10 protein-coding genes are annotated in these 13,075 nt (G+C 72.1%); 6 read left to right on the top strand and 4 right to left on the bottom strand.

The window, feature by feature from the left end; all coding sequences use genetic code 11:
- Positions 1-2 precede the first annotated feature (2 nt).
- Complete coding sequence (locus BXU09_RS15250; protein ID WP_078305201.1) at positions 3-1,094, top strand: universal stress protein; 1,092 nt, start codon at positions 3-5, stop codon at positions 1,092-1,094.
- Positions 1,095-1,131: 37 nt separating this feature from the next.
- On the opposite strand, the gene BXU09_RS15245 is transcribed toward BXU09_RS15250, so the two are convergent.
- Together BXU09_RS15245 and BXU09_RS15240 are read right to left on the bottom strand one after the other, a co-directional pair.
- Positions 1,132-1,617, bottom strand: coding sequence for a winged helix-turn-helix domain-containing protein (locus tag BXU09_RS15245; RefSeq protein WP_078305200.1), 486 nt, complete (start codon positions 1,615-1,617; stop codon positions 1,132-1,134).
- A gap of 26 nt (positions 1,618-1,643) precedes the next feature.
- A complete protein-coding gene (locus tag BXU09_RS15240; RefSeq protein ID WP_078305199.1) occupies positions 1,644-2,363 on the bottom strand; it encodes a hypothetical protein in 720 nt (239 codons plus the stop codon).
- Positions 2,364-2,515: 152 nt separating this feature from the next.
- On the opposite strand from BXU09_RS15240, the gene BXU09_RS21000 reads away from it, so the two are divergent.
- Positions 2,516-2,677 carry a hypothetical protein gene (locus BXU09_RS21000; RefSeq protein ID WP_168174631.1) on the top strand — a complete coding sequence of 54 codons (162 nt, stop codon included), beginning with the start codon at positions 2,516-2,518 and terminating at the stop codon, positions 2,675-2,677.
- Positions 2,678-2,987: 310 nt separating this feature from the next.
- The gene (locus tag BXU09_RS15235) at positions 2,988-3,920 is read left to right on the top strand and encodes a hypothetical protein (RefSeq protein ID WP_078305198.1); all 933 of its coding nucleotides are present in this window, start codon (positions 2,988-2,990) and stop codon (positions 3,918-3,920) included.
- A gap of 237 nt (positions 3,921-4,157) precedes the next feature.
- Here the strand turns inward: BXU09_RS15235 and BXU09_RS15230 are convergent, their stop codons facing one another.
- Positions 4,158-5,729, bottom strand: a complete 1,572-nt coding sequence (locus BXU09_RS15230; protein WP_078305197.1) for a choice-of-anchor I family protein — start codon at positions 5,727-5,729, stop codon at positions 4,158-4,160.
- 35 nt (positions 5,730-5,764) lie between these two features.
- Positions 5,765-6,832, bottom strand: coding sequence for a GGDEF domain-containing protein (locus BXU09_RS15225; protein ID WP_078305196.1), 1,068 nt, complete (start codon positions 6,830-6,832; stop codon positions 5,765-5,767).
- Between the two features lie 287 nt (positions 6,833-7,119).
- Here BXU09_RS15225 and BXU09_RS21605 point away from each other — a divergent pair, with 287 nt between their 5' ends.
- From BXU09_RS21605 to BXU09_RS15210, 3 genes are read left to right on the top strand one after another with little or no spacing between them, the layout of a single operon-like run.
- Positions 7,120-7,524 carry a hypothetical protein gene (locus BXU09_RS21605; RefSeq protein ID WP_240501387.1) on the top strand — a complete coding sequence of 135 codons (405 nt, stop codon included), beginning with the start codon at positions 7,120-7,122 and terminating at the stop codon, positions 7,522-7,524.
- Positions 7,521-12,491: a DUF4132 domain-containing protein gene (locus tag BXU09_RS20995; RefSeq protein WP_078305195.1), complete on the top strand. Its 4,971-nt coding sequence runs from the start codon at positions 7,521-7,523 to the stop codon at positions 12,489-12,491. The genes BXU09_RS21605 and BXU09_RS20995 overlap by 4 nt, the downstream gene beginning before the upstream one ends.
- A gap of 49 nt (positions 12,492-12,540) precedes the next feature.
- Positions 12,541-13,068 (top strand): hypothetical protein, encoded by a 528-nt coding sequence (locus BXU09_RS15210; protein WP_055364377.1) that lies wholly within the window; start codon positions 12,541-12,543, stop codon positions 13,066-13,068.
- Positions 13,069-13,075 lie beyond the last annotated feature (7 nt).

Below are 13,075 nucleotides of genomic sequence, written 5' to 3'. Positions count from 1 at the left end.
CCGTGCCGAACCCTGTGCGCCTGACCCGCCCCGCGCCGGACCTCCCCGCCCGGCGCGGTCGGCACCGGGTGTTCCTGGGCATGGCCGCCGGGGTCGGCAAGACCGTCCGCGCCCTGAACGACCTGCGCGACCGTCACGCCCTCGGCGAGGACGTCGTGATCGGCGTGCTCGAAACGCACGGCCGCGCCGGCACGGTCGCCGCCGCCGCGGGCCTGCCGGTGTTCCCGCCGCTGGAACTGCCGCGCGGCGCGGCCCTGCTGCGCGAACCGGACATCGCCGGCCTGATCGCCCGGCAGCCGGACGCGGTCCTGATCGACGAACTCGCCCACACGAACGCGCCCGGCAGCGCCCGCGCCCGCCGCTGGGAGGACGCCGAGGCCCTGCTCGCGGCGGGCATCGACGTGTACAGCACCCTGAACGTGCAGCACCTGGAATCCCTGAACGACGTGGTCGCCCGCCTGACCGGCGTCCGCGTCCGCGAGCGCGTCCCGGATCACGTCCTGGCCGACGCCGACGAGGTCGTCCTGATCGACCTGCCACCCGAGGACCTCCGCCGCCGCCTGCGGGGCGGGCAGGTGTACGCCCCGCAGAAGGTCGAGCAGGCCCTGACGCACTTCTTCACCACGCCGAACCTGACTGCGCTGCGGGAACTGGCGCTGCGGCACGTGACGCAGACCGTCGAGGCCGACGCGCCCCCCGGTCCGCCGGGCGCGCACGAGGTCGTGGTGGTCGCCGTCGCCGCCGAGAGCACCGCCCTGCGCCTGATCCGCCGGGGCGGGCAGATCGCGGGCCGGCTGCACGCGCCGCTGCACGTGATCACCGTCAGCGGCCCGCGCCTGAGCGCGGATCAGGCCCGGCTGCTCGAAACCGCCCGCGAGATCACGCACGCCCTCGGCGGCACCTTCGCCGTGCTGCCCGCGCAGGGCCGCGTGGCCGACACGCTCGTCCGGCACGCCACCGAAGTGAACGCCACGCAGATCGTGCTGGGTGAGACGAGCCGCTCCCGCTGGCTGGAATTCCTGCGCGGCGACATCATCCGCCACGTGCTGCGCGCCACCCGTGACGTGGACGTGCACGTGATCAGCCGCGACTGATACGGATGCGCGGCGTCCGGGTGAACTGCGCGGCCGTTCAGTCGGTGTGGCCCGGCGCGGGCGTGGCCGGGTCGGCGGCGTCCGGCCGGGTACGCGCGCCGCGTGGCGTGAGTCCGGCGTCACGCAGGAACTCGTACGTGCGGCCGAGATGCACGGTCAGACCGTACTGCTCCCGGAGCCACGTCTGCACGTCCCGGCCCGACCACAGGACGCCGCGCCCGGCGTCGGCCTGGAGGCGGTCGTGCAGCGCCCGCCGCTGCCCGTCGTTCAGGAGGCGGGGAGCGCCCCGGTTGTCCTGCCGTCCGTCGCGCAGCGCCCCGAGTCCCCGTTCCCGGTAACGCCGGATCAGCGCGTACGCGGTGACGCGGCTGTAGCCGGTCGTCTGAAGAACCTCGCCCATGGGGCGGCCCTCGGCGAGCAGGGCGAAGAACTGCGCGCGGCGACGCTCCACCGGGTCGGCCGTGGCATGGAACTGCTGCCAGAAGGTCGCGGCGCTGTGCTCCAGCGGAGTGGTCAGGTTCATGGGCCCACGGTACTGCCTTTAAGGCTTCAACCGGATTCCGGGCGGGCCGCTTGACAGCAAGGAACCGGTCCGGCCGCCTGCGGGTGGAGGCCCTGAAAGACGTCCCGCAGCGTCAGGGAGCGCGTGCAGACCTGTGCATGCGGATCCAGGGTGCGCAGGGCCGCCGCAACGCCCGCGTGCGCGTCGGCCGTCACGTGCAGCTCATGGCCGAGGCGGCGGACGGACCGCACACCCGGAACGGCCAGCACCTGCGCGCACCGCAGCGTGTCGCTGCGCGCCGTGACGCGCTGCGCATTCAACCTCGCCTGCAGTTCCGCCCGGCTGGCGCGCGCCAGTACCCGGCCGCCGCGCACCACCAGCGTCCGCTGCGCGGGAGCGTCCGCCGGGGCGAGGGTGCGCGCGACCACGACCACCGGCAGCCCCGCCTGCGCCGCCGCCGTCACGTCCGACCAGAACGCGTTCCGCACGGCCAGGCCGGACCCGGCCGGCGGTTCGTGCCGGAACACGCCCGGCCAGCCGGACCCGGTCAGCCCGCCGCGCCCGGTCAGGAAGCCCTGCGGCGGTCGCGGGCAGGTCGCCCCGGCGGTGGCAGGCGCCGGGGCGCCGCCCAGGTCCAGCAGCGTCAGGATGGTCCCCGCCCGGACCGTCCACACCAGGGCCGGTCGGCGGTTCCGAACCTGGGTGCGCGGCAGGGCGGGCCACGGAGGGCCGGTGAGCAGCGGCATGATGGGAAGGTCGGGCGTCATCCGGGTCTCCTGCCGGGGCAGACGCACGGAACGTCCGCTCCCTGACCGGCAGTGTCCGCGGCAACCGGAGACACGGTGGGGACACCGCCAGAGACACGGGGCGGGTGGCGCGTGTCCCTCCCATGTCCCTCCCATCAGCGCAGACTGCCGCCATGACCCTCACCCGCATCCTGCGCACCCTGCTCCGCACCGTGTTCACCGCCGCCGCCCTGACCGGACTGGCCGCCGCTCACACCCTCCCGACCGGCGACCCGAGCGTGGGACCGGTCCAGCTGGGCGATCCGAGCGTGGGACCGGTGCAGCTTGGAAAATGACACCAGTTGCCAGTTCTATCCAGGGTGCAGGAGCACATCCCAGAGCGACCGATACGGACTGCCGTCTGTTTCGCCTTCCACCTGCCCACGCCCTGGTAGCCGACTCCAGGTCCGGAGGGAGGTTTCGCTTCCGCTCTGCCGGGCAGCTCTGCGCGTCGCATCCGCTCGGACTGATTGGTCTGCAACAACCGTTTAGGCGGGCCTGAGGGGATCCTCGCCGGAGTCGGCTTCTTGGCAGACGCTTCATCGCGCCTTCCACCAGTCTTGTGGAACGGCCTTGTGGTTCTCACCTTCTCCTACCATGCCGCTCATGACATTGAACGCAGACCGTCTCTCCCACCGCCTCTCCTGGCGCGGTGTCTTCGCCGGCATGGTGATGGGCCTCGTCACGACCTTCACCATCATCGCGCTGGGCACCGTCATCACGGCCCTGACCGGCCTGACCCTCTCCGGCGTGGGCATCGCCGCCGCCATCTGGTCCGGCATCGCCGCGCTGGTCGGCGCGTACGTCGCCGGCCTGACGGCCGTGCGCGCCGCCGCCCCCGCCACCCGCAACGATGACGGCATCGCCGCCATGACGCATGACGACGCCACCCTGACCGGGCTGGTCACGGCCGGCATGATCATCCTGCTGAGCACCATCTTCGCCTTCAACAGCGCCAGCCGCGTGCTCGGCACGGCCACCACCGCCGCCGGGAACGTTCTGGGCGCCGGTACGGCCGCCACGGCTGCCGCCGGAACGGCCACCGCGCAGAACGGCGGCGTGCAGGACTTCGTGAGTGGTATCAGCGAGGACGACATCGTGGACCTGATCGCCGGGAACAGCGAGGAGCTGAACGAGCAGCAGGTGCAGGCCACCAGCAACGTCGTGAGCGGCATCTTCCGCCGCGCGCAGTACGACCTGGGCCAGCAGGACCTGAGCAACGTCACCGACTTCGCCGGGGCGCGCGTGACGGCGATCCGCAACGCCCTGACCGGCGAGCAGTTCGTCACGCGTCTGGAGCGGCAGGGACTGAGTACCGCGCAGGCCGAGGAAGTCCGCACCGTCGTCACGACCGAAGTGGACCGCCTGGAGAAGCAGGCGCAGCAGGTGGCCGAAGCGACGGAACGTACCGCCCGCACGGCAGCCAGCACGACCGGCTGGGCCTGGCTGCTCGCCGCCGGCCTGACCATCGCCGCCAGCGTGTTCGGTGCCCGCAGCGCCGCCACCAGCCGCACCGTCAGTCCCGCTGCTCGCCGCTGAACTCAGCTTCTGAGCGGAACCGGACGCGAGGGCGTCCGGTTCTTTGGTTTCGCACGGTCACGCGAATTCAGTCGGACTGCGGTTGAACGGCTGGCAAAGCCGCTGGGTTCGAGCGGACGCGACGCGTAGAGCTGATCTGCAGACGAAGAGCAGAACGGACTTCGGGAGTGGAGTTGGCAACCCGGTGCATGGGCGGCTTGTCAACGAAACGGACGGAGTCCGTATCAGGAGTGCGTGTTACTTCGCGGCGAGCGCCTTGCTGACCGAGATGATGCTGACGCTGCCGGCCGGGTCGGTGCTGTAGTCGGCGCTGGGTTCGCCTTCGTTGGCGACCACGACGAACTGCCCGTCGGGCGTGAAGGTCAGCATGTCCGGGAGCGCTCCGACAGTCACGGGGGGGGCGCGCAGGGTGCCGTCGGCGTTCAGGAACACGACCCGGCCGGGGTCGGTCTTGACGGTCGCCTCGACGGCCACGGCGATCACGCCGCCGCGCGCGGTGACGGAGTTCGCGGCGCGTCCGTGGGTGCTCAGGTCCACGCGGCCGCTCAGGGTGGGCTGGGTGGGCTGGGAGAGGTCGAGGATGTCGAGGCCGCCGGTCTGGCCGTTCACGACGAACAGGCGTCGGCTGGCGGGGTCGTAGGCGCTGATCTCGGCGACGCCCTTGTCGTACGCGAACGGGGTCGCCTGGTAGCGGCCGGTGAGGGTGAGGCGGCCGCTGTCCTCGACGGCGTACAGGGTGACGCTGCCGCTGACCTCGTGGCTGACGACGACGAGGGGTTTGCCGGCGGGGCTGTCGGCGGCGGGGATGAACAGCACGCCTTCGGGGGCGAGGTCGCCGGCGTCACCGCTGTCAGGACGGGCGGCGGGCGTGTTCAGGTGCGCGTAGTCGACGAAGGTGGGGGTTGCCGGTGTGGTCACGTCGAGGACCATGACGCCGCCCATGCGTTCGAGGCCGACGAAGGCGAAGGTGCGGCCGGCGACGACGCCGGTGGTGACACCCTCGGGTTCCGGGCCTTTGTTGTCGCTGCGGGTGTCGAAGGTGCTGGTGGTGCCCTCGCTGTTGAAGGTGGTGGGGCGCAGGGTGGCCATCTGGCGTTCGATGAGGTCGCCAGTGTCGGCAACGAGGTTCAGGTCGGCGTCCCAGATGCTGACGCTGCGCGCGCCGAACGCGACGAGCCGGTCGGCGTCCCCGTCTCTGTCGGTGTCGGCGTCGGCGGTGCTGACGGTCAGGCGGCCGAGGGCGCTGTCCGCCTGGAGGGCCGCGGCGTCCGGGAAGGCGGTGGGGTCGAGTTTGAGGGTTTTCACGCGCGCCTCGTCCTGGTACGCGGCGCCGTAGTCGCGGCTGTCACCCTCGTTGGCGGTGATGAGGTACGTGCGGCCCTGCGCGGTGAAGGTGGCGGCGGCGTCGGGCATGAACGCTCCCAGGACCGGCCAGGACTGCAGGTTGATGCGGCCGTCGCGGTCACTGGCGTCCAGGGTGTTGCCGGCGGCGCGGTGGTCTTTCAGGCCGAGGCTGCGCACGGCCGTGACGGTGGCGGTGTTCAGGTCGATGGTGGCGACGGCGTTGCTTTCCTGCAGGGTGACGTACGCGCGGCGGCTGTCCGCGCTGACGGCCACGTACTCGGGCTCGGCGTCCAGGGACAGGACGCCGCTGCGGCCGGGGCGGAGTTTGAGGGTGCCCTGCTGCGCGTCGAAGGCCCTGAGGTCGAGGGTGGTGACGAGCGGCAGGTTCGCGCCGGGCGCCGTGGATTGCGGGCAGGCGGTCAGGAGCGCGCTGAGGATCAGGGCGGCCGGCAGGAGGGGGCGCATGCATGGCAGTGTGCGGGGGGTTGTTCAGGTGAACGTCACGTGAGCGGCGCCGGGCTGGGGGCCGGGTGGCTGTCCAGGTGAATCCGGTTCTTGCCGGCAGCCTTGGCGGCGTACAGGGCGCGGTCGGCGCGGGCGAGGGCGTCCTGCCAGGGCTGTCCGGGCGCGACGTGGACCGCGCCGACGCTGAGGGTGACGGGGCGGGTCAGGGCGGGGCCGCCCTGGGTGCGCAGGCGTTCGTGGGTGTGGCGGATCAGGTCCCGCAGTTCAGTCTCGGCGGCGGGGCCGGTCTGTTCAGTGATGATCAGGAATTCCTCGCCGCCCCAGCGTACCGCGGTGTCGGCCCGCTGGAGGCCGCCGGCGAGGAGGCGCAGGACGTGGTCGCCGGCGGCGTGTCCGTGCCCGTCGTTCAGGCGTTTGAAGTCGTCCACGTCGGCGACGGCCAGCAGGTAGGGGCGCTGTTCGGCGGTCAGGGCGTTCAGGGCGCGTTCCCCGCCCCGGCGGTTGAGCAGGCCGGTCAGTGGGTCGGTGACGGCCAGGGTGTGCAGGGCGTCGCGGTCGTGGCTGGCCTGCACGTACCCGATGCGGAAATGGAACAGCGCGGCGAGCAGCGTCAGGAGGGTGCCCAGGGCGAGTTGCGTGCCGAGTGTGGTCATCCAGGGGCCGCCGCTGCGCAGTTCGTGCTGGACGATCAGAGTGGCGTGCAGGGCGTACAGGACCATGACGAAGGTGGTGGCGCTGCGCAGGCCCATGGTGAGGAAGCCGAGCACGGCGGACATCAGCAGGCCGATGATCATCTGCGCTTCCGCGCCGGGGGCGGGCCGTCCGAGCAGGATCAGGTCGAAAGGCAGGCGGCTCGTGGTGGCGAAGGTGACGACGATCAGGGCGAGGCGTTCGAGCCGGACGAGGTGCCCGGCGCGCAGGAAGACCGTGAGGAGTGCCCCGGCACAGAACAGCGCGATGAGCGGCTGCGTGACCAGGAAGTACAGGCGTTCCGGGTCGCGGCTGGTGGCGGCCTGCACCGTCAGGACGGTGGTGGTCAGCAGTCCGGCAGCGCAGGCCCACAGGTAGTAGATGCGCCGGGTGTCGTCTGCCGTTCCCTCCATGGTGTTCATGATGCCGTTTGCTGCCATACACGGCTGTCACGGGGCGGATGGGTCCGGGGCCAGTCAGGTTTGGGGGGCGGTGGTGGCGCGGTGGGTGGCCTTCTGGTAGGGGAGAGGCTGCGTGGGGCGCGTCACAGCCGCGTGTGGGTGGGTTCCGGTAGTGGAAATCGGCATGGGCCGGGCACCGAATCGGCCTTCATATTACGCTATTTACATAGCGTGACGTTTCGGTTAGGCTGAAACGTGAACAGCGTTCCATTCCACCCTTCCCCCACCTGAGGTTCCCCATGATCGTCGAAACGAAACTGATCGGCCGCCGCACTCCCTTTGAACGTCGCCCCATCGACCTCCCGGACGGCCCCCACACCCTGGCGGGCCTCCTCACCCACCTCGTCGAGCACGAGGTCGCGGCGTACCGGGAACGTCAGGACAGCGTGGGCGTGCTGCGCGTCCTCACCGAACGCGAACTGCAGGACGCCGCCGCTGCGGGCCGCGTCACGGTCGCCCCGCAGGAACGCGGCGGCGACGTGCACACGCCCGACGCGGTCCGCACCGCCCTGACCGCCTTCCGGGACGGCCTGTACTACGTGTTCATCGACGAGCAGCAGGTCACGGACCTCGACGCGCCCGTTACCATCCGCCCCGACAGTACCCTGCTGATCGTGCGCCTGACCGCGCTGGCGGGCGGATGAGCGGGGACGTGCAGGACCTGCTGCGCGCCGGTCAGCAGCCCTGGAAGGCGGCATTCGAGGCGCGGCTGGCCTCCCTGCCCACGGAACTGGCCGGGCCGCTCGGCGCACTCCACCGGGGAAGCAGCGACCCGCAGGTGCGCGAGCGCCACCAGCAGGCCGTCACGGACCTCCTGCACACCAGCACGCCCGAGATCCGGCACATCATCGCGGCCGTGTTCTTCCCGCAGTTCCCGGACGTGGCGGCCCGCACGCTGGACGCCCTGCTCACCCGCCACCCGTACCCGCAGGGGTACGCCCGCCGCGCCTTCCGCGCCCCCGGTCACCGGCTGGCCGCCGCGCACGCGCAGGCGTGGCTGTGGCAGACCTGGCACACCACCCGCGAGTACCCGCAACCCATCGAATGGTTCGCGGTGCACGCGGGCCTGCTGAACGCCTGGCAGTCGCACGGCCTGGGACTGCTGCTCGGGCAGGCGATCAGCGACGGCAACGAGGAGGTCTACCAGATTCTGCGTGACACGGCGGGCACGCAGCACCCGGTGGCGCGCATGGGCCGCCACGTGCCCGGCGCCCTGCTGAGCAGCACCAGAGAGGACGCCTGGACACTCGCCGAGGGCCTGCTGCTCGCCGCGCAGCGCCAGGAGGGCCTGCGGCAGGTGATCCTCGAGACGGTGGACGAGGCCAGCCCGGACGCCTTCACCCGCCTGCTGCGCCTGATCCTGAAAGAGGACCTGCTGCGCTTCGCCGCGACCCTGCGCGCCGCGTGCGTGTGGTTCGGCCTGAACTACGACGTGACCGACGTCAGGACGGTGCGCGCCCACCTCACGCAGGCACTCGCCTTCCTGGACGACCCGGCTGCCGCCCGCGACGCCGTGACGACCGGGGCGGGCGTAGACACGTACCTCGCGCTGTTCACGCTCGCCATGCGCGACGCCGTGCACGCCGCCGACCTCGCCCGCCCGCTGCTGGGGGACGCCGACGCCGCCAGACGCATGGCCGCCGCGCAGTACCTGACGGCCGCCGAACTCCTCACGGACGACGACCGCCGGACCCTGCTGCGCGACCCGGACCTGCGCCTCGCCGCGCTGGCGGGCAGCGCCGTGAACCGCTGGGCGGGCAGCGACCTCTTCACCTTCGAGGCATTCGAGACCTACGCCCTGCGCCTGCCGGACGCTGCGCGGCACGACCCGATCCTGTTCCCGTGGCTGGGGCAGATTCCGGCCCGCGAGTCCGCCCTGGACGCCCTGCCCACCCTGCGCGGCGACCGGCCCTTCACGGTCCTCGCCCCGCACCTGAACGGCATGAGCGTGTACGGCAAGACGGCCGTGCTGCGCGCCCTGGGCGAACAGGCCGGGAAGGCGCTCCTGGACGCCCCCACCCGCGCCCTGCTGCTGACCCTGCTTCAGGACCGCAACAGCAGCGTCTCGCAGGAAGCCGTGACCGTCATGGCGCACTTCACGCCCGATCCCGCCGAGCTCGGCGCCGTGCACACCCTCCTGAAACGCAAGAGTGCCGACCTGAGGCGCGGCCTGATCCGCCTGCTCGCCAGCGACCCCGCCCAGGCGCAGGCCAGCGCCCACACCCTGCTCGGCGGGAACACCGACCAGCGGCAGGCGGCCCTGCAACTCCTGATCGAGACGGGCGGCACCCTGCCCGGCGACTTCCGCCCGAAGAACGTCACCGAGCAGACCCTGCTCGCCCGCCTGACGGACCCCGGCTCGCAGGTCAGCCTGCGCGACGGGCTGGGCCTGTTCGACCCGGCCCGCCTGACCCGCCCCGCGCCCCTGCAGGCGCGCACGCGGGACTACCCGGCGGACCTGCAGCGCGGCGCGGCCCTGCTGCGCAGCCTGGACGCCCTGATCACCGGGCACCGCGAGACGCCCCTGACCGGCGTCGGCTGGGACGGCCGCGAGACCGTGCTGCTCGGCAACGTCAGCCCCTGGTACCTGCGGCCCGGCCGGGACGGGCAACCCATGCCGCTCAATGACCTGTGGCAGGCGTGGTGGAACGCCCGCCCGGACGCGCAGGACGGCGACCTGACCCGCCTGCGCTGGACGCTGGCGCACTTCGTCGCCCGCAACGACACCACCGAAAGCGAACTACAGAGCGAACTGGACGGCACCGACACCGCCAGCCCTGAAGCCACCAGTTCCGACGCCACCAGTTCCGACGCCACCACGACCGACGCCACCGAACTGGAGGCCGAGTTGCTGGACCTGCTGGGCCTCAACCCGGAAGGCCTTCAGGACCTGCTGGAGGACGCCGACGAGGACGAACTGGCCGAGCACCGCTCGACCGTGAACGCCGCCGAGGTGCGCCAGGACCTGCGCCGCCGCACCCTGCACCGCACGCTGGGGCCACTCGTCGCGCTGCGGCTGGAGCACCCGGACCTCGCACGCGTGATCGTGGACGCCCTGCACGATCAGCACGCCACACCCACCGACACCGAGATGGCGCTGGACGCCTGGGAGACGGCCCTGTCGTACCTGCCGGTGGACGTGCAGGTGCACGTGGACCCGCAGTACACTTGGCGGCGCGAGGACCCCCGCGACCTGCTCGATCCGCTGCGCCCGCATGGCGCCTGGGCCACCTGGACGGCGGAGCAGGTGCAGCGCCTGTGGAACGTGATCCTGCACCTGGGGCAGGCGTTCCCGAAGCTGCCGCGTCAACGGCCGGACACGGCGCTGCTGCTGCGCGCGTACGAGCACGGCTGGGCGAACCGCGACGACCTGCTCGACCAGCTGATCGGGGTACGCCCGGAAGAGGGGGGCTACTATTCCGGCAGCGACTTCCGTGAGCTGGGCGCCTACACGCGCCGGACCGTCCGGGCGGACCTGCCCACCCACCCGGACTGGCTGAGCGCCGTGAACGCCGTGCGCGAGCGGGTGCTGGAGGTGGAACTGGCGCGCGGTGATCTGGAGACGCCCGCCACGCGGCCCGCGCTGGCCCTGCAGGGTGCGCACGGCGCGGACCTGCCGCTGCGCCTGCTGGCCGCCCTGGGCAAGAATCCCCTGAAGCGCGGGTATCAGGGCCGCAACGAGAGCCGCGATGTGACGTTCAGCCACCTGATCCGGGTGTCGTTCCCGCTGCCCGGCGACACGCCCGCCGGGTTCCGCGCGCCGGCGCAGGCGCTGAAACTGACGGACGCGCGCCTGCTGGACCTCGCGATGTTTGCGCCGCAGTGGGCGCCGCTGGTGTCCGGCGCGCTCGGCTGGCGGGGGTTGCAGGACGGCGTGTACTGGCTGCACGCGCACACCCGCGACAGCAACTGGAGCGTCCCGCAGGACGTCCGTGACGCCTGGGAGGCCGAGATCACCGAACGCACGCCCCTGAGCGCCGCCGACCTGACCGAGGGCGCCGTGGACGTCGAGTGGTTCCGGCGCACCCACGGGGCGCTGGGCGCGCCGCGGTTCGCGGCGCTGCTGGACGCCGCGAAGTACGCCAGCAGCAGCGGCGGGCATAAACGCGCCGAGCTGTACGCCCGCGCGGTCCTCGGTGAGCTGGACGGGGCGGACCTGCGCGTCCGCATCGACGAGAAGCGCAACCAGGACGCCGTGCGCGCCCTGGGTCTGCTGCCCCTGCCCCGCGCGAAGGCGGCGGCGCGGGCACTGACGGACCGCTACCGCGTGATCAGCGACTTCCGGCGCGGCGCGCGGCAGTTCGGAGCGCAGCGGCAGGCCAGTGAACGCCGCGCGGCCGACATCGGCCTGCACAACCTCGCCCGCACGGCCGGGTACACGGACCCGCAGCGGCTCGTGTGGGCCATGGAGGCCCGCACCGCACCCGACTGGACGAGGACCGTCAGCGTGGACGGCGTGACGCTCGGCATCGCCCTGACGGACGCCGGGGAGGCCAGCCTGACCGTCCGGCGCGGCGAGAAGGCCCTCAAAACCCTGCCGCCCGCCCTGAAGAAGGTGCCGGACGTGATCGCCCTGCGCGAGAGCGTGACGGAACTGAACGCCACGCGTCTGCGCATGCGCGCCGCCCTGGAGGACGCCATGGTCCGGGGCGACCACCTGCAACCGCAGGAACTGGCCGACCTGGCCGCGCATCCGGTGATCGCGCCCATGCTGCGCAGCCTCGTGTGGATCCTGAACGAGGAGCACGCCGGGTGGTGGCAGGGCGACACCCTGGACACGCCCGGCGGCCCACGGGTGATCGGGCGTCAGGCGCTGCGGCTGGCGCACCCGCACGACCTGTTCACGCTGGGGCAGTGGCCAGTCTTCCAGGCGCAGGTCATGGACCGCCGGATCACGCAGCCGTTCAGGCAGGTGTTCCGCGAGTACTACCCGCCCACGCCCGCCGAGGTGGACGCGCGGCGCAGCACCCGCTTCGACGGGCATCAGGTGCAGCCCGGCAAGGCCGCCGCCCTTCTCAAGGCGCGCGGCTGGGTGCCGGTACCCGAGGAAGGCGTCCGCAAGACCTGGCACGCCGAGGGCCTGAACGTCTGGATCGACACCAGCCTCGGGTACGGCACGCCGAACGAGGTGGAGGGCACGCCGCTGAACGCCGCGTACTTCCTGCGGCGCGGCGAGACCGAACCGCTCCCCCTGTCGCAGGTGCCGCCGCGCGTGTTCAGCGAGACCATGCGTGACCTCGATCTGGTCGTGTCGGTCGCGCACGTGGGCGGCGTGGACCCCGAAGCGACGCAGAGCACCACCGCCATGCGCTCGGCGCTGCTGCGCGAGACGCTGCGCCTCCTGAACCTCGGCAACGTCCGCCTGGAGAACGACCACGCGCTGATCGACGGGCATCACGCGCGCTACACCGTGCACCTGGGCAGCGGCACCGTGCACCGCCAGCCGGGCGGGTACCTGTGCATCATTCCCGTGCACAACGCGCACCAGGGCCGCGTGTTCCTGCCGTTCGCGGACCCCGACCCGCGCACCGCCGAGGTCGTCAGCCGGGTGCTGCTGCTCGCTGAGGACCGCAGGATCCAGGACCCCACCATCCTCGAACAGCTGCGCTGAGGGCCGCCGGGCCGGGTGGGGGCGTGCGGGCGGGTAGACTGGCCCGCGTATGGCCATGACCCTGACCCGACTGCGGCAGGCCCTCGCGGGACTGAGCGAGTCTGAACTGCACGTTCTCGTGGAGGAACTGCACGGCCTGAACGCCGACAACCGCCGGTACCTGACGGCCCGACTGGACGGGGACACGGGCGCCCTGCTGGACGCGTACGTGCGCGCGCTGGAGCAGGCGTTCAACCCGAAGAAACGGACCTTCCGGGTCGCGGAGGTCAGCAAGGCGCTGCGCGAGTACCTGCGGTTCGCGTCGCCGCTCGAGGCGCTGGAGGCCCGCATGCGGTTCGTGCGGGCCTCGCTGGAGTACTGGAAGGTGCTGCCGGACTGGCCGGAAGAGCAGTACGGGTACCTGGAGGACATGTTCCGGGAGGTGACGGTCGGGGCGCTGGCCTTCCCGGACCGCCCGGATCTGCTGGCGGGGGTCGAGGAGATAGGTGAGGAGTTCGTGCGGCAGGAGGAGGCGTTCGGGTACTTCGACGGGCACGTGCGGGTGTTCAGTGAGTTCCGCCGCCAGCTGAACCGCTGATCGCCCT

Source organism: Deinococcus sp. LM3 (assembly GCF_002017875.1).
Taxonomy (GTDB): Bacteria; Deinococcota; Deinococci; order Deinococcales; family Deinococcaceae; genus Deinococcus.
This window is presented reverse-complemented; position numbering and strand designations above follow the sequence as displayed.